This is a genomic window from Alishewanella sp. SMS8 (assembly GCF_030737935.1).
Classification (GTDB): domain Bacteria; phylum Pseudomonadota; class Gammaproteobacteria; order Enterobacterales; family Alteromonadaceae; genus Alishewanella; species Alishewanella maricola.
The window spans coordinates 550,630-568,202 of sequence record NZ_JAPJEA010000002.1 but is presented as its reverse complement, the minus strand read 5'-3'; the positions used below and the strand labels follow the sequence as shown (position 1 = coordinate 568,202).

Annotated in this window: 15 protein-coding genes; 7 read left to right on the top strand and 8 right to left on the bottom strand. The window is 47.1% G+C overall.

Annotated elements, in window-relative coordinates:
• The first annotated feature begins 1 nt into the window (after position 1).
• Positions 2 to 1,192 (top strand): acyltransferase family protein, encoded by a 1,191-nt coding sequence (locus tag ORJ01_RS10080; protein WP_306177903.1) that lies wholly within the window; start codon positions 2 to 4, stop codon positions 1,190 to 1,192.
• On the opposite strand, the gene ORJ01_RS10075 is transcribed toward ORJ01_RS10080, so the two are convergent.
• The 3 genes from ORJ01_RS10075 to ORJ01_RS10065 form a co-directional block, all read right to left on the bottom strand.
• Positions 1,182 to 1,838, bottom strand: coding sequence for a cold shock and DUF1294 domain-containing protein (locus ORJ01_RS10075; RefSeq protein WP_306177902.1), 657 nt, complete (start codon positions 1,836 to 1,838; stop codon positions 1,182 to 1,184). The two genes, ORJ01_RS10080 and ORJ01_RS10075, sit on opposite strands and share 11 nt — an antisense overlap.
• A 68-nt stretch (positions 1,839 to 1,906) precedes the next feature.
• Positions 1,907 to 2,788: a carboxylating nicotinate-nucleotide diphosphorylase gene (gene nadC / locus ORJ01_RS10070; RefSeq protein WP_306177901.1), complete on the bottom strand. Its 882-nt coding sequence runs from the start codon at positions 2,786 to 2,788 to the stop codon at positions 1,907 to 1,909.
• A 3-nt stretch (positions 2,789 to 2,791) separates the two neighbouring features.
• The gene (locus ORJ01_RS10065; RefSeq protein ID WP_226751955.1) at positions 2,792 to 3,310 is read right to left on the bottom strand and encodes a TIGR02281 family clan AA aspartic protease; all 519 of its coding nucleotides are present in this window, start codon (positions 3,308 to 3,310) and stop codon (positions 2,792 to 2,794) included.
• 69 nt (positions 3,311 to 3,379) lie between these two features.
• Here ORJ01_RS10065 and ampD point away from each other — a divergent pair, with 69 nt between their 5' ends.
• The 6 genes from ampD to lpdA all read left to right on the top strand — a co-directional run bounded on the left by ampD (position 3,380) and on the right by lpdA (position 12,193).
• Positions 3,380 to 3,946, top strand: coding sequence for a 1,6-anhydro-N-acetylmuramyl-L-alanine amidase AmpD (ampD, locus tag ORJ01_RS10060; RefSeq protein ID WP_306177900.1), 567 nt, complete (start codon positions 3,380 to 3,382; stop codon positions 3,944 to 3,946).
• The gene (ampE, locus tag ORJ01_RS10055) at positions 3,943 to 4,869 is read left to right on the top strand and encodes a regulatory signaling modulator protein AmpE (protein ID WP_306177898.1); all 927 of its coding nucleotides are present in this window, start codon (positions 3,943 to 3,945) and stop codon (positions 4,867 to 4,869) included. The genes ampD and ampE overlap by 4 nt, the downstream gene beginning before the upstream one ends.
• A gap of 328 nt (positions 4,870 to 5,197) precedes the next feature.
• Positions 5,198 to 5,956 carry a pyruvate dehydrogenase complex transcriptional repressor PdhR gene (gene pdhR, locus ORJ01_RS10050; protein ID WP_226751958.1) on the top strand — a complete coding sequence of 253 codons (759 nt, stop codon included), beginning with the start codon at positions 5,198 to 5,200 and terminating at the stop codon, positions 5,954 to 5,956.
• A gap of 47 nt (positions 5,957 to 6,003) precedes the next feature.
• Entirely contained in the window at positions 6,004 to 8,670 is a 2,667-nt protein-coding gene (aceE, locus tag ORJ01_RS10045; RefSeq protein ID WP_226751959.1) for a pyruvate dehydrogenase (acetyl-transferring), homodimeric type, read from the top strand.
• 11 nt (positions 8,671 to 8,681) lie between these two features.
• Positions 8,682 to 10,595, top strand: coding sequence for a pyruvate dehydrogenase complex dihydrolipoyllysine-residue acetyltransferase (aceF, locus tag ORJ01_RS10040; protein WP_306177897.1), 1,914 nt, complete (start codon positions 8,682 to 8,684; stop codon positions 10,593 to 10,595).
• A 185-nt stretch (positions 10,596 to 10,780) separates the two neighbouring features.
• The gene (gene lpdA / locus ORJ01_RS10035; protein WP_226751961.1) at positions 10,781 to 12,193 is read left to right on the top strand and encodes a dihydrolipoyl dehydrogenase; all 1,413 of its coding nucleotides are present in this window, start codon (positions 10,781 to 10,783) and stop codon (positions 12,191 to 12,193) included.
• A 60-nt stretch (positions 12,194 to 12,253) separates the two neighbouring features.
• On the opposite strand, the gene ORJ01_RS10030 is transcribed toward lpdA, so the two are convergent.
• From ORJ01_RS10030 to ORJ01_RS10010, 5 genes are all read right to left on the bottom strand, one after another.
• Positions 12,254 to 13,804 carry a cation:proton antiporter family protein gene (locus ORJ01_RS10030; RefSeq protein ID WP_306177896.1) on the bottom strand — a complete coding sequence of 517 codons (1,551 nt, stop codon included), beginning with the start codon at positions 13,802 to 13,804 and terminating at the stop codon, positions 12,254 to 12,256.
• A gap of 128 nt (positions 13,805 to 13,932) precedes the next feature.
• Complete coding sequence (locus ORJ01_RS10025; protein WP_306177895.1) at positions 13,933 to 15,105, bottom strand: GGDEF domain-containing protein; 1,173 nt, start codon at positions 15,103 to 15,105, stop codon at positions 13,933 to 13,935.
• A 219-nt stretch (positions 15,106 to 15,324) separates the two neighbouring features.
• A complete protein-coding gene (locus ORJ01_RS10020; protein ID WP_306177894.1) occupies positions 15,325 to 15,915 on the bottom strand; it encodes a carboxymuconolactone decarboxylase family protein in 591 nt (196 codons plus the stop codon).
• Positions 15,916 to 16,000: 85 nt separating this feature from the next.
• Complete coding sequence (locus ORJ01_RS10015; protein ID WP_306177893.1) at positions 16,001 to 16,714, bottom strand: PepSY domain-containing protein; 714 nt, start codon at positions 16,712 to 16,714, stop codon at positions 16,001 to 16,003.
• A 168-nt stretch (positions 16,715 to 16,882) separates the two neighbouring features.
• Entirely contained in the window at positions 16,883 to 17,569 is a 687-nt protein-coding gene (locus tag ORJ01_RS10010) for a cupin domain-containing protein (RefSeq protein ID WP_306177892.1), read from the bottom strand.
• Positions 17,570 to 17,573 lie beyond the last annotated feature (4 nt).

Here is a 17,573-nt window from a genome sequence, read left to right as displayed (position 1 = left end):
CATGTTTGGTGTGCGCCAACACTGCCAAGCTATTTTGGCGCAACAGCCCGCGGGCCGTTTGTTGGCGCTGGATATATTGCGCGGCTTGGCCATTATGGCCATGGTATTGGTGAATAACCCAGGCAGTTGGCAATATATCTATGCGCCGCTACGCCATGCCGAATGGCATGGCTGGACCGTGACCGATCTGATCTTTCCGGCTTTTATCATTATGGTCGGCATGTCGATCCAGCTGAGCTTGCGGCAAAAAGTAGCGCAAACCAAGCTTGAGGTCATTCAAGCCGGCGCACTACGTGCATTAAAACTGTATTTGCTGGGGCTATTCTTGGTGCTGTTTTATTATAACTTTCGCGATCCGGCTTACAGTTATTTGCAGCAAAAACTTCTAACGGTACGTTGGTTTGGTGTATTACAACGCATCGCCTTGGTGTACTTTTGTACCTTATTAATTGTGCTGTATTGCGGCACCCGAGCGCGAGTGCTTTGGCTGGTGGGCTTATGTGTAGTTTATCTCGCTTTGATGCAATACATGCCATATCAGGACGCGCAAGGGCAACAATTTGTTGGGCTTTGGCAATTTGGCAATAATTTTGCTGCCTGGTTGGATCATCAGATACTCGGCGCGCAGCATGTGTTTTTTCGAAGCGCTACCCCCTTTGCGTTTGATCCCGAAGGCTTATTAAGCACTTTACCGGCCATCAGCAGCTGTTTACTGGGTGTGGTGATGGCGCAACTTTTACAAAGTGACCAGCCTCTCGCGTTTAAAATTCGTTTACTGGCTTTAGCCGGCGTGGCGATGGTATGGATTGCCGAACTCGCCCATCCGCTGTTACCCATTAACAAAATGCTATGGACCCCCACTTTTGTGTTGTTGAGCACCGGTTACACCGCGTTATTGCTGGCGGTGATTCTTTGGCTTACCGAAATTAAACGTTATCGCTTGTGGGGGGCTCCGTTAGTGGTGTTTGGCGTTAATGCTATTTTATTTTTTATGTTAGCGGGGGTGGCAGCTCGCATCTTATCCATGCTGCCAGTGGCGGGGACGACTTTGGGCAATAGCTTATTTCGGGAAATTTTTCAGCCGTTATTCGGTAATTACAATGGTTCGTTAGCCTTTGCGTTGTGCTTTTTAGCGATAGCGTATCTGGGCATGTTGGCTTTGTATCGGCGCGGTTTTATCTTTAAAGTGTAAGAAATGCCACGCGGGATAACAGTTGTTGACCTGGTGTTGACAGTAGCCATAGCAATAAAATGCAGTTGGCTAATACGATAAGCCAAAACTCACGCTGAAACAGTGGCTTACTGCGTTTGTGCGCGAGTTTTTTCTGGGCAAATAACGCCCCTGGCCAGCCGCCAATTAAGCTAAACATTTGTAAGCTTTCTTCAGGTAAGCGCTGACTTTGCCTTGCAATGGCCGCGTTTTTATCCGCTTGATATAACCAATAAGTAAAGATACTGACCTCGATATAAAGGATCGGTAAGATATAAGGCAAGGTGCCAAACAATAAACTGATAATCACCAGCATTAAAAAGGCCGCCCGAAAATACAGCGCCAGATCTTTAGCATACTCTAAGTCGACGGTATTTTTCGGGATAACAAGACGTTCTTTAGGGGGGGCAATTGTTGCGCTACTGTCGATGCTTAAGCTAACTGCAATTGGCCGACCTTTTTTATCTGTACCCAGGTCAAAACGCAGCAAATCACCCTCAGCAGGCCGGTGTTTTGGCTGAGCAAAATCGCGGATATGAAAAAAAAGTTTCTGGTTCGTTTGCTCACAAAACAAAAAACCAAAGCCTTTTTTGTCTTGCCAGAAAACGACCTTGCCTGTCAGTTGCATCAACTACACCTCACTGACCCAGCAAATGGCTGAATAGTGATCAGTGTAGCAGAAACGGCCAACATTGTTTACTTCCGGCTCTGTAAACGCATCGATAAATCAATAGCCGCAACATGCTTGGTTAAAGCACCACTGGAAATAAAGTCGACACCGGTGGCCGCAAGGGCGCTAAGGTTTTCGCTCGTAATATTGCCAGACACTTCCAATTTAGCTTGGCCTGCGGTCAGCATTACCGCTTGATGAATGTCGGGCAAACTAAAGTTATCTAACATGATAATATCAGCTTGAGCACTGAGCGCTTCGGCTAACTCGGTGAGGCTCTCGACTTCAACTTCAATCGGTTTCCCTGGAAAATTAATACGGGCTGTTTGCACGGCGTTGCTAATCGTGCCCGCGGCAGCGATATGATTTTCTTTAATTAAAAACGCGTCGAACAAACCAAAACGATGGTTTAAGCCGCCGCCGCAGCTTACCGCATATTTCTGGGCAAAGCGCAGACCAGGTAGGGTTTTACGGGTATCCAGTAATCGGGTGTTGCTGCCTGCTAGAAACTGAACGTAGTACGCTGTGGTGGTCGCAGTGCCGCTGAGCAATTGTAAAAAGTTAAGTGCACTGCGCTCTCCGGTAAGCAACACACTGGCTGGGCCAGTTAAAGTACACAGCAGGCTGTTGGCTGCCACTTGGTCGCCATCGGCAACATGCCAACGCACGCTGACGTCGGCACTAAGTTGTTTAAATACCTCATCAACAAAAGCCGTGCCACAGATCACACAATCTTCACGCGTGATAATAGTGGCATCTGCATATTGCTGAGGGGGGATCAACGATGCGGTGATATCGCCTAAAGCAAGCGGTTGCATACCTAAGTCTTCCGCCAGCGCAGTAGTGACCGCACGCGGAATTTCGTTGGCTAATAACGGGTGAGCAAAGGGTACGACGTGTCTGTTCATAAGTTAAATGCGCTGGATCAGTGTGAGTTCATTGCCTTGTTGCCGGAATTCTAACTGTTTTAGGGCGCTCATACCTAACAAAATCTCTGAGCCGGCTAAATTAGGTACTATGCTGGCTGGCACATTATGTAAGGTTATTAGGCCAAGCTTTAGTTCGGCAATTTCGCTGCGCCAGGCGGTAGTGACACCGTTAGCCGTGGCGACGCGCATCTCAGCGCCCTTAGGCAAGCCTAATTCTGCCGCTGCACTGGCGGAGATCGCTACCGTGGTGGCGCCAGTATCCAGTAAAAAATCGATGGGTTTGCCATTGATCAAAGCGACACCTAAATAGTGCCCTGCACGGTTTCGTGCTAATTTCGTGGTGATTTCATTGGCAGAAACGCTGCTTTGCAGTTGTTGGTTCGGGTTTTGTTGCTTACTCAGATAATCTTGAAAAAACCAAAACAAGGCACCCGCCAGCAGCAGCCAAGTGATCAACGTAAAAAATTTACCAAATGCAGAACTGACTTCAGGTGCTTGCATAAATGTAATCCAGCATTGACAATAGCCCAACAGCTTACTGAGACAGCCGTAAAAAGGCAAAAATTCCCCATGAGTCGCTTTGCAAGCCCCATGCCCCATTTAATTCAACGGCCATGCAGTCATTTTGATGCACGACCGGATGATACTGAAATAAACTTACTGGTGATCCACAATATTAGTTTACCCGCCGGTCAATTTTGTCAGGATCCGCGCCAAAGTTATGTTGATGCCTTATTTAGTGGCACCTTGGATTGTCGCGCGCATCCTAGTTTTGCTGATTTGCAGGGACTGCGCGTGGCGGCCCATTGTGTGATTTGGCGCGATGGACAAATTTTCCAATACGTGCCTTTTGAGATGCGAGGCTGGCATGCCGGTCAAAGCAGTTTTGCCGGTCAGCCAAGATGTAATGACTATTCGATAGGTATTGAGTTAGAAGGCACGGACGAGATACCCTATACTGAACAGCAATATAGTAGTTTGCTGCGGTTAACACGGAGTTTACTGCAGCAGTATCCAGCGATAACCCTGGAGCGGATTGTTGGCCATTGTGATATTGCACCAGGCCGCAAGACCGATCCCGGAGCCGCTTTTGATTGGCAGCGTTATAAAAAAGCCCTAAAGGAGAACAAGGCATGACTTTAATTAGTATGTTACTGGCATTAATTATTGAACGGCTTGCTGTACGCAGTGATGCATGGCAAGCCCGACCTTACTGTCAGGCATATTTAAAACTGACTGCAGGCTCAGGATTGAGCAAATTAGCCGAGCATAGCTTAGGTCGCTACCTGTGGCTGCTATTACCTGGGTTAGTCATTGCTTTGATCTTGCATTTTGTGGATAGCCGTTTAATCAGTTTAATTGTGAATACCCTAGTGTTGTTAGTGGCGATTGGCTGTTGGCATTATCGGCAACTGTATAAGCAGTTTTTGAATGCGCAAGAACGTGGCGATGATGAAGCGGCTTATTTAGCTATGCAGCAAATTCGTGAAGACAGTGCCAGCAAAGTGGATGACAGCAATGGTTTACTGTTGGTCTGGTTAAACTTTCGCTATTACGCGGCAGTTGTGTTCTGGTTTTTAGTACTGGGTGCTTTTGGTGCTGTAACTTATGCATTATTGCGTCATTTACAAGAGCAACCTCAGCTGAAAGATGAGCGCGATGATCAGGTTGAGACGGTTGATGCCTTAGATGAAAGCGAAACCGCGGCCACCGACAACTACAGTTCTTTTAACGCAAACAAAGCTGAAGCAACGCCAAAAGATGCGGTGCATTATTTACTGTTTTGGGCAGATTGGTTCCCTGCGCGTTTATTCGGTTTAGGTTTTGCACTAGTAGGGCACTTCTCGCGTGCTTCCAATGCGCTGTTAGGCTATTTCCTCGACTTTACCGCGGATAATCAGCAAGTGATTACTGATGTGGCTAAAGCGGCCGAGCCGATCGTTGATGTCCCTCAGGAAGTCAGCGATGACACCGGTAGTATGGTGCAGCTCGCAAAGCGCAATATGCTATTCTTTTTAGCTTTTACTGCTATTTTGACATTAAGCGGATGGATTAGTTAATCAAAAGTGATTTGCCAAGCAGGGCGCACAGCGCAATAGGGTCAGTGTTCAGTCTGACAATATTGTACTGGCGCCTTTTTTTATGCGTAAAGCCTTATCTTGCTGTTCGTTAACTTGTCAGACCATTTAGCTTAGTACCGATTGACGCCACATTTTATCGAGCTAAAACTCTAAATATTTTTGCTTTTGCTATTCCTTGTAATCTCTGCTTTATTTACATACTGGTGTGAAACTGATAGCCTAGCGCATAATAATGAAAAATTGGTAATACCAATTTACAATAATGCGGCAGCTTGCCGTAAACAGGTAGCAGAACGTTTGACTCGCAATGACTGATTTAAAAATTAAGCCGGCAAAATTGTCTGATCGCATTGTCGAGCAACTCGAAAACCTGTTGCTTGAAGGCAGCTTTTCGCCAGGTCAAAAATTGCCCTCTGAGCGTGAGTTAGCCGAGCGGTTTGATGTGTCACGGCCCTCATTACGTGAAGCCATTCAAAAACTAGAAGCCAAAGGTTTAGTGAGTCGGCGTCAAGGTGGCGGCACCTATATCAAAGATACCTTGGCTGTGGGCTTAACGGATCCGCTGTTTGAGCTGATTGGCCGACACCCTGAATCACAATTCGATCTGCTAGAATTTCGGCATGCCCTAGAAGGCATCAGTGCTTATTATGCAGCGTTACGAGGTACTGAAGCTGATCACATAAAAATCAAAACCTTATACGAAGATATTTGTCGAACGCAACAGCAGCAAGATATAGATGCTCAGGCCATGGCGGTCGGGCAGTTTTATTTAGCAGTCGCTGAAGCGTCACATAATGTCGTGTTGCTTCATCTTGTTCGTGGCTTAACGCCGTTAGTTGAGCAAAATGTCCGTTTAAATTTAGCCGCCTTGCAGCACAGTGAAGGCATTGCCGAAAAGCTTAATGAGCATCGGCAACGGTTAATGCAAGCGGTGATAAATGGCGAGCCGGAATTGGCGCGTCAGGCCAGTAATGGTCACTTAGCCTTTATTGAAGAAGCTTTGTTAGAAGTCGGCAAAGAACGTTCGCGGATAGAACGTTCTTTGCGCCGTTCACAGCAAGCATAATTTTTTTTAGCACGCCTCGGGCGTGATTAACCATAGGAAACCTCGATATGTCTGAAGTCAGTAAGGTTGACATCGACGCTTTAGAAACCAAAGAGTGGCTGGAAGCGTTGGAGTCAGTGGTGCGTACCGAAGGGGTAGAGCGGGCGCAGTTTTTGCTGGAGCAAGTGCTAGAGCAAGCTCGGTTGGATGGTGTGGATATGCCTACCGGTGTGACCACCAACTATATCAATACTATCCCACCACAGCAGGAACCGGCTTACCCTGGCGATGTTAACTTGGAAAGACGTATTCGTTCGGTTATCCGTTGGAATGCCATCATGATCGTGCTGCGTGGCTCGAAAAAAGATCTGGAACTCGGTGGCCACATGGCGTCGTTCCAATCTTCAGCGGCGTTTTACGAAACCTGTTTTAACCACTTTTTCCGTGCACCAAATGAAAAAGATGGCGGCGATTTAGTGTATTACCAAGGCCACATTTCACCGGGTATTTATGCGCGCGCCTTTGTGGAAGGCCGTTTAACGGCTGAGCAACTGGATGGTTTCCGCCAAGAAGTCGATGGCAATGGTTTATCCAGCTACCCACACCCGAAATTAATGCCGGAATTCTGGCAATTCCCAACAGTATCAATGGGCTTAGGCCCAATCGCTTCTATTTACCAAGCCCGTTTTTTAAAGTATTTGCACGGCCGTGGTTTAAAAGATACCAGTGCACAGCGCGTTTATGCCTTCTTAGGTGATGGTGAAATGGATGAGCCAGAATCACGCGGTGCAATCAGCTTTGCCGCCCGTGAGAAGCTAGGCAACTTATGCTATTTAGTGAACTGTAACTTACAGCGCTTAGACGGCCCGGTTATGGGTAACGGTAAAATCATCCAAGAATTGGAAGGTTTATTCCGTGGCGCTGGTTGGAACGTGATTAAAGTGGTCTGGGGTCGTGGCTGGGATAAATTACTGGCAAAAGATACCACCGGTAAATTATTACAGTTAATGAACGAAACCATTGACGGTGATTACCAAACGTATAAAGCGAATGACGGCGCCTATGTGCGTAAACATTTCTTCGGACGTTATCCAGAAACGGCTGCTCTAGTGGCCGATATGACCGATGAAGAAATTTTTGCACTGAAGCGTGGCGGTCACGAGCCATCAAAACTGTATGCCGCCTTTAAAGCCGCGCAAGAGTGTACCGATAAACCCACGGTTATCTTAGCGAAAACAGTGAAAGGCTATGGTATGGGTGATGCCGCTGAAGGTAAAAACATCGCGCACCAAGTGAAAAAGATGGACATGACGCACGTGCTGCAATTACGCAAGCGCCTGGGTTTAGAAGATTACATCACTGAAGAAAAAGTGAACGAGTTATCTTACATCACCTTGCCAGAAGGCTCGCCTGAGTTGGAATACTTACACGCGCGTCGTAAAGCCTTACATGGTTATACGCCGGTGCGTTTACCGAACTTCACCAAGCCACTTACGCTACCTGAACTGTCAGCTTTTGACAGCCTGTTAGAAGAACAAAAACGTGAAGTGTCTACCACCATGGCTTACGTGCGTGCGCTAAATATTTTGTTAAAAGACAAAAATATTGGTCAGCAAATTGTACCTATTATTGCCGATGAAGCCCGTACCTTTGGTATGGAAGGCTTATTCCGTCAAATTGGTATTTACAACCCAGGTGGTCAGAACTACACGCCAGAAGATCGCTCGGTTGTCAGTTATTACAAAGAAGACGTGGGTGGTCAGGTATTACAAGAAGGGATTAATGAGCTGGGCGCCATGTCTTCATGGGTTGCTGCGGCCACTTCTTATAGCACCAACGATTTACCGATGATCCCATTCTATATTTACTACTCTATGTTTGGTTTCCAACGTGTTGGTGATATGGCGTGGTTAGCCGGCGATCAGCAAGCACGGGGTTTCTTATTAGGCGCTACAGCCGGTCGTACTACTTTGAACGGTGAAGGCTTGCAGCACGAAGATGGTCACAGCCATATTTTGGCTAGCACAGTACCTAATTGTATTTCTTACGATCCAACTTATGCCTATGAAGTGGCGGTGATCCTGCAAGATGGTATTCGCCGCATGTACGGTGAAGCGCAAGAAAACATCTATTACTACATCACGGTAATGAATGAAAACTACCACCACCCAGCAATGCCAAAAGGCGCTGAGGAAGGCATTCGTAAGGGTATCTACAAGTTAGAATCTTTTAACGGCGGTCGCGGTAAGGTGCAGTTGTTAGGTTCAGGCACCATCTTAAATGAAGTGCGTAAAGCGGCAGATATTTTGAGCAAAGACTATGACGTCGCTTCAGATGTTTACTCCGTCACCTCGTTTAACGAACTAGCCCGTGATGGCCAAGATTGTGAGCGCTTTAACATGCTGCATCCTGATGCGGCAGAAAAAGTGCCCTATGTCGCCACAGTAATGAACAAAGCACCGGCCATTGCTGCCACGGATTACATGAAAAACTATGCTGACCAGATCCGGGCTTTTGTACCTGCTAATGCTTATAAAGTGTTGGGTACAGATGGTTTTGGTCGCTCGGATAGCCGTGAAAACCTGCGTCGTCACTTCGAAGTGAATGCCGGTTATATCGTGGTTGCCGCGTTAAATGAATTGGCGAAGCAAGGCGAGTTGAAAAAAGCGGTAGTGGCTGAGGCCATTAAGAAATTTGGCATCGACGCCGACAAAACCAACCCGCTGTACGCATAAGAGGATTTGTCATGACGATTGAAATTCAGGTACCGGATATCGGTGCAGATGAAGTTGAAGTTACCGAGATCCTGGTGAAGGTGGGCGATAAAGTCGCTGCCGACCAATCGCTACTAAGCGTGGAAGGTGACAAAGCTTCTATGGAAGTGCCTGCTGAGCAAGCAGGTGAAGTCGCAGAGATTTTAGTAAAAGTAGGCGACAAGGTGAAAACCGGTAGTCTGATTATGCGCTTTGCGAGTGCGGCTGCCGCAGCACCAGCCAAAGCGGAATCAGCGCCGGCACCCGCAGCAGCAAAAGAAACCGCTGCCACTAGCGAATTAAAAGAAGTACAAGTGCCCGATATCGGCGGTGATGAAGTTGAAGTTACCGAAGTGATGGTGAAAGTAGGCGACAGCGTAAAAGCGGATCAATCACTGCTTAACGTTGAAGGCGATAAAGCCGCGATGGAAGTGCCCGCTCCTTTTGCAGGTGTGGTTAAAGAAATCAAGGTGCAAACTGGCGCTAAAGTGAAAACCGGAAGCCTGATTATGGTGTTTGAAGTGGCAGCTAGCGGTGCAAGTGCCGAGAAAGCTGAAACGGCAGCGCCTGCCAAAGCCGAGCCTGCTGCAGTACCCGCTGCCAATGAGTTAAAAGACGTGCAAGTGCCGGATATCGGCGGTGATGAAGTTGAAGTTACCGATGTGATGGTGAAAGTAGGTGATAGCGTAAAAGCGGATCAATCTATTCTTAACGTAGAAGGCGATAAAGCGGCGATGGAAGTGCCAGCACCGTTTGCCGGTGTGGTAAAAGAAATCAAAGTTCAAGCCGGTAGCAAAGTGAAAACCGGTAGTTTAGTGATGGTGTTTGAAGTGGCCGGTAAAGCGCCTGCAGCCAGTGCACCTGCGGCTGAAAAAGCGGCTACACCCGCTCCGGCTCCTGCCAGTTCAGCCTCAGCTGCGGCTAGTACACCTGCAGCGAGCAACGATGGCTTTGTAGAAAACAGTGCCTATGCCCATGCTTCACCGGTGATCCGCCGTTTAGCTCGCGAATTTGGCATTAACTTAGCCAAGGTGAAAGGTTCTGCCCGTAAAGGCCGCATCGTTAAAGAAGATGTGCAGAACTACGTTAAGCAACTGGTGAAACAAGCGGAAAGCGGTAGCGCAGCGAGTAGCGGTACAGCCACTGGCGGCAATAATATGGGGTTCGATTTATTGGCTTGGCCAAAGGTCGATTTTGCCAAATTTGGTGAAGTGGAAGCGAAGCCGCTATCACGTATTCAGAAATTGTCAGGTGCTAACTTGCATCGTAACTGGGTACGCATTCCGCATGTTACACAGTTTGATGAAGCGGATATCACCGGCTTAGAAGAATTCCGTAAAGAGCAAAATGCGCTGGCTGATAAGAAGAAAATGGGGGTTAAATACACGCCGTTAGTCTTCATCATGAAAGCCGTAGCGAAAGCTCTGGAAGAATTCCCTACCTTCTGCAGCTCGCTGTCTGAAGATGGCGCTAGCTTAATCATGAAGAAATACATTCACTTAGGTATTGCCGTTGATACACCCAATGGTTTGGTGGTGCCGGTCGTGCGTGATGTGAACAAGAAGGGCGTGATTGAGCTGTCGCGTGAGCTGCAAGAGATTTCGGTGAAAGCACGTGAAGGCAAGTTAACCTCAAGCGATATGCAAGGGGGGTGCTTTACTATCTCTAGCTTAGGTGGCATTGGTGGTACGGCGTTTACGCCTATTGTTAATGCACCGGAAGTGGCTATTTTAGGCGTTTCTAAATCTGAGATTAAACCGAAATGGAACGGCAAAGAGTTCGAACCGAAGCTAATGTTGCCTTTATCCGTTTCTTACGACCATCGTGTGATTGATGGCGCGTTAGCGGCGCGTTTTACGGCTACTTTGGCGGGTTATCTGGCTGATATTCGTCAGATAATCATGTAATAGCGTGCGGCAGCAGCGTTGAAACACGCTGTTGTCGCGGTTTAGGCGGCTAAAATTGCCGCTTTAGCCAAAAGTAGCGCGACAATGTGCGGCACGAATGTTAAAATTCAGCCACTTTTTTCGCCTGATAGCCGTGCCCTACACCGCGCTGTCAGAAAACCGACCCGATGATAAAAGGTAAAATGATGAGCAACGAAATTAAAACCCAAGTGGTAGTGCTGGGCGCTGGCCCTGGCGGTTACTCTGCGGCCTTCCGTGCGGCAGATTTAGGCTTAGAAGTGACGTTAGTTGAAGCACGCAGCACCTTAGGTGGCGTGTGTTTAAATGTTGGCTGTATTCCGTCTAAAGCGCTGTTACACGTTGCAAAAGTGATTGATGATGCACGTGATATGGCATCTCATGGTGTGACCTTTGGGGCACCAGAAATCGATTTAGATAAAATCCGTGCGTGGAAAGACAAAGTGATAGGTCAATTGACCAATGGCTTAGGCGGCATGGCAAAAATGCGTAAAGTAAAAGTAGTGAACGGCTACGGTAAGTTCACGGGTGCAAATACCTTACAAGTTGGCGACACCACCATTACGTTTGAACAGGCGATTATTGCTGCCGGCTCAGAGCCAGTGGCGTTACCCTTTATTCCAAAAAATGATGACCGTGTAATCGACTCTACTGGCGCACTGGAATTAAAAGATATTCCTGGTGAAATGTTGGTATTAGGTGGCGGTATCATCGGTTTAGAAATGGGTACTGTGTATCGTGCTCTAGGTTCTAAAGTGTCTGTGGTTGAGTTTGCTGATCAGTTGGTGCCTGCAGCAGATGCCGATATCGTTAAAGCGTACACCAAGTACAACAGCAAAAACTTCAATATCATGTTGTCGACCAAGGTGACTGCGGTTGAAGCCAAAGATGATGGCTTGTATGTCACGTTCGAAGGTAAAAACGCACCGAAAGACCCAGTACGTTACGACAAAATCTTAGTCGCGGTAGGTCGTAAGCCTAACGGTAATTTAGTTGATGCGGCAAAAGCCGGTGTTAATGTTGACGAGCGTGGCTTTATTAATGTTGATAAGCAACTGCGTACTAACGTTGGCCATATTTATGCTATCGGTGATGTCATTGGTCAGCCGATGCTAGCGCACAAAGCGGTACATGAAGGTCACGTAGCGGCTGAAGTCATTTCTGGTTTAAAACACTTCTTTGATCCACGCTGCATCCCATCAGTAGCCTACACCGACCCAGAAATGGCCTGGACAGGTGTCACTGAGAAAGAAGCGAAAGAGCAAGGCTTAAAAGTAGAAACGGCGACCTTCCCTTGGGCCGCTTCTGGCCGGGCGATTGCCTCAGCACGCACTGAAGGCTTCACTAAGCTGATTTTCGACAAAGAAACCCACCGTATCCTCGGTGGCGCTATTGTCGGTATCAATGCTGGTGAAATGTTAGGTGAGATTTGTTTAGCGGTAGAAATGGGTGCTGATGCCGAAGATATCGCATTAACCATTCATGCTCACCCAACGTTGAATGAGTCTATCGGTTTAGCGGCAGAGATCTACGAAGGTTCAATCACCGACTTACCCAACCCGAAAGCGAAGAAGAAGTAATTGTTTCTTCACTAAAAAAGGCGCCGTTCGGCGCCTTTTTTGTTTCTGATGCCTAAGTATTTAAGCTTTAGCAACAAAACAATGCTGCTTCACGTGTTCTGCAATGCCTACACCGGCTTCAGACATGGTTAAGTAGGTTTGATCGGCACCCGCGCTAATAATGTCTTTCGCTTCATCATCATGCATGCTGTGTGAAACAATAAAACCGCTAAAGCCAAAATCACGCAGTTTTTTTGCAGCGATAGATTTGGCTTCAACATCGTTCATACTCAGGATCACCGCTTTGACTTGGCCAAAATCTAACCCCTGCCAGAACACTTGGTCTTCAGCATCAGCATAAAAAATATGGATGCCTTTTTCCTGATGTGCCGCCACTTTGGCGGGGTCGGAATCCATGGCAATAATTTTGTGTGAATTAATTAAATAGCTATAGGCCGAGGTGCCAGTACGGCCCATGCCCATAATCAGTACCTCTGCATCGCCAAGCGACACCGGTTGCTCATCGGGGTGGTGGCTGTTACGTTCAAATTTAAGTAATCGATGACATAGTTTGTCATACAACGGGTGCGCAATACGATTCAGTGGTGCAGAGACGACAAACGATAAGGCGACTGTCAATGCTAATGGAATTAACCATTCAGGTAACACTACGCTGGCGACAATTAGGCCAAATTCACTGTAGTTAGTTAGGCTGATACTGGTTAAAAAAGCACTGCGCGCTCTTAGTTTAAACATCACTAGCAGTAAGAAGAACAGAATGGCCTTCAGCGGTAACAGTAAGGTCATAACCCCGGCAAATAACCAAGCATTTGCGTCCGGTAAGCCATCAATGCCAATTTGTAAAAAGAAGCCAACAAGGAAAAATTCTTTAATACTCCACAGTGACTTTGACAGTTCGCCGGCGCGCGGATGCTTGGCTAACATGGCACCAAATACCAGCGCACCAAGCTCAGAGCTTAATCCAACCAATTCAAAGCCTTGCCCACCAATCACTAAAGCTAAAAGTAAGCCAAACAAAATCAGTAAGTCTTCATGGCCACTGGCGTCTAGCAGTTTATAGAATATTGGACGCAATAACGGTAAACCAAAGACTAACAGTGCCCAAGGTGAGGGTGTAGTGCCACTGGCTAAGCTCATCACTAACAGGGCCAGTAAGTCTTGCACAATTAAGATACCAATAGCCACGCGACCATGAAAAGCACGTAGTTCACGTTTACTTTCTAACACTTTAGCCGCAAGTACGGTGCTCGAAAAGGCTAAAGCCACTGCCAGCATCAGCGCCTGATACCAGGTTACGTCAAAGATAAGCAGCGTTGCTGGCAGAATGAGCACGATAGATAACGCAAAGTGTAAGGTGCTGCCACCGAGTACTTCAGGTTTGGCTAAACTGCGGACATTCAACTTTAGACCTACAGTGAACAACAGCAGCAATACGCCCAGATGGGCAATATGATGAATAATTGAAGGGCCTTCTGGTGGCATACTGAAATTGGTAGCCGTAGCGGAGATAGCGAAACCTGCGATTAAGTACCCTATCAAAGGAGGCAAACCAATAGCCCTAACCACAAGGCCAAGTGAAAAAGCAAATCCTATCCAAATTGCCTCAAGCATGCTTATTCCTGTTTTATTACTGCGATTAACATTAAGAATATCTTAAATTATTCAAAGGTTAAAATGATTAGCCCGCAGATTAGACTTTTGTCGGGCAGTTGCTAACGTCAACACGGTAAATCTCAACATTATAGGTCTTGAGTAACAAGATGTTGATAGTGTTGGGTTTGGTTACGGCCTTGCTTTTTCGCTTGATACAGCGCGTTATCTGCTTGGGTGATGAGATGTTGCCAGTCTGGCTCGCCATTAGTATAAGTGCTAACACCAACACTCACAGTGGCTTTGGCTTGCGGGCAGTCAATGGCGCAGCTTTGCTCCACTTGTATTCTGATGCGCTCAGCAATGTGCAGCGCGGCCTGACTATCGGTATTTGGTAAACAGATTAAAAACTCTTCGCCGCCATAGCGAAAAATGGAGTCATAACCACGCAGTTCCGATTGTGCGACATAAGCGATATGTGCAATCACCCTATCACCGGCAACATGGCCATAGAGATCATTGACCTGTTTAAAATGATCAATGTCTAACATAACGAGACTACAACATTGCTTCAGACGTTGGCTACGTTGTAGTTCGGTTTGTAATTTTTCGTTCAGCAGCCAACGGTTAAACACACCAGTCAAGGCATCACGATCAGCAATGTGCTGCAAAGCGATATGCTGCTGTCGATAGACTAAATACAGGCAACTACCAAAGGTTAGCAGGCTAAAAGCGGTGATAGCAAAATAGCCAAGCCCAATCATTATTTGGCTGGAATGTTGCGTAAATATGCCTGATAAATCGAATGAAAACAGAATGTAACGGCTGCAAAGCTGAATAATATTAAAAAGAAAAGCCATACTAAAACAGATATATACAGCGCGCAGCTCACGGTTTTTCTGGCGAATTAATAATTGCAGCGCCATAACGTTTAACACAATACTAATGGGCAAATTGAGCAATAAACGATTGGCCGAAGAGGCTTGTGCCAATTCGGTTAGGTTGATGGCATAGGTTAAAATGACAATAGCGAGTAACCAGCCAACCTTAAATTTGCGTTGTGTTTGTTCGTAAAGCCCGGCCAACAAAAATAAATAGATACCCATGTAACAGGTGTTGGGTATAGCCGGGTTGAGCCAATAGGGGAGATCAAAACCGGAACGGCTGAAAATACCAATTGTTGAGTTTATCCATAAACAGCTGCTCGCAAAAAACCAATACAGTAAAAACAGCTGCTTATTTTGTTTGTATAACAGAATAAGCAGGAAGCTGGCGGCGAACCCTAAAAACAGATTGACGTAATTCAGGGTCAGGATGTCCATACTTGCTGCTCCTGCGGCTAATCCAACATTTAATGTAACACAGTATTGGGTAATGAGTATGGCAAACAATTCAGACGGTAGAAGCCATTAGGGTAAGTTGCAGTGGCGATGATTCAACAATCATCGCTATGGGTTATCAGCTTTATCTTTGTTAGGAAAGTTCGTTACGGCAGCAGCATAACGTCGAGCCTGGCGTTAATTGCTGCTGTCACTGTTCGATTATTGATGTTTGCCTACTGTCCAATTATCGCAGGCGAGTAAGGCTGTAGCAGAGGTAATCGCGCTTTCTTCTAGAGTTGTTGCCATGGAGTCATTCCAGCGATTGAGATAACCAAACAATGCAATAACGCCCATCATTTCCACAATTTCGCCGTCATCCCAATGTTTTTTCATTTCAGTTTGGATAGCCTCATCAACCGCGTTAGGCACTTGCGAGGCAGCGAGTGATAACTCAAGAGCGGCACGCTCAGCCGCTGAAAACGCCGGATGGCTGCGAAATGCCCAGATATTTTCAAGTTGTTCTTCAGCGGCACCATAGCGCTCTGCGGCACGAATGGTATGGGCCTGGCAATAACGACAACCGGTAGCGTTACTCGATACATAAGCAATTAAGCGCTTCAGGGCAGAAGTTACTCGGCCTTGATTCGCCATGACTGCCATATTTAATTGGATAAACGCTTTAGCAATGGCGGGGCGGTGGCTCATGGTCAGCACCGAGTTAGGGCAAAAACCCAGTGTTTCATTAAAAAACGCGGCTAACTCAGCAACGTCAGGGTTAGCATCGGCGGGTAGAGGGGGGATAAAAGCCATAGGGACAGTTCCTGTTGTTATTAGAATATGCGCATTCGGCGATTGATCAAAAAGAGCCTATGCCAGTGGCGCGTAGTTCATGCATTTACGGGCGTGGCAGCGCTTTACGTGGTCGAAATCGCTGCCACAGTAAGACAAAACCGGTCAAGCTAAAGAATAGCGCACTGCCAGAAAAGCCGATCAACAACGGAGTGTTAAAGTTACTGCGTTCTTGATAATCCATAATATGTAGCATCCAGAAAAAATCGAACAGGCGCCAACTGTCTGTTCGAACACGACTAATAGCGCCCGAGGCGGGATCGAGATAAAAACGGCTATTGTCCTGATCATCAAACCTCACCAACCAAAGCGGGGCATGCAGTTGTTGCACTTCTTGGGGCAGCGTTAACAGTAATTCTGTGCTTTGCAACTGACCCGTACCTTGATACTGCGCAAGCGCAACCTGACGGATCTGTGTTTCGGTTAATGGCGGCAATAGTGTACCGTCGATCGCGCTATAGCGAAAAACCTGATCTTGCTCGGCGACAACATAAACGGGGAGTACCGTTAGCTTTTGCTGTTGCAGGCTAAGATGCTGGCTTAAACTCAGGTTAGCCGCGTTACTATGCTGCTGTAATAGTTCTGCAGGGCTTACTTGGGCGTGATGCCAATCGGCGCTTATGTTAAGCCGTAAATGGTCACCACGTACTTGCTCGATGGGTAGGATAGCCATCACTAAACCACTTAAAAACCATAGCGTTATTTGCACCGCTAGCAATAAGCCAAGCCAATTATGCAGCTTACGACAAAAAATAAGCATAGTGTTAACACTGAAGAAATGATGGTTTATAACAGCAGATATAACCCCGTGCTGTAAAGCCCTATCTTGAAATGACTGCTCTTACCTGTCTCAGAGTGTGGTCATACCTGTACCGGAGTGCGGTCGGACCAGTATGCTGGGCAGGAAGAGCAGTTGTGGGGTGCAGGGTTACTCGATAAAACGATCACCTAGCAAGTTGGCGCCGAGATGGCCGGTTTTAACGTAAATCAGCGCGCCCTCTTCACGGGTAAAAGGGCTGTGGGTACTGTAGCGTGGATTACGTAGCCAGCTACCGGTAGGGTATTCTCCGTGTTCATCACAGAATAAGCCTTCTAACACCAAAATTTCCTCACCACCCGGATGGGTATGCGGGTTAAATTGTGTGTTTGGGGCCCAGCGTACTAAAGCGGTGTTAATGCCGTCATGTTCATGCAGTGGCAATACAGATAAACCGGGAACCATGCCTTGATACCAGCTGGCTGAGGCTGTTTGCTTAACCAGTTGTGTCGTATCGTCGGCGGCAAATTGCCAAAGTTTCACCAGTAAAGTACAGCCCTCGCGCGAAAAAGGCTGATGAGATGAACCGGGTGGGTTGCGAAGATAAGTCCCCGCAGGATAGTCGCCGTGCTCGTCGCTAAAAATCCCTTCAAGTACAAAGATTTCTTCGCCACCATCATGCCGATGGCTAGTGTAACCTGCGCCAGCAGCATAACGCACAATGCTGGTTGCTCTGGCCACTTCAGCACCGGCGCGATCCAACATCATACGGCTTACGCCAGCGAGCGGCGAAGCGACAAAACGATAATCGCTTGGTCGCACCACCACCCGTTGGCTAAAGTCATTATTCACTTGCATCAGG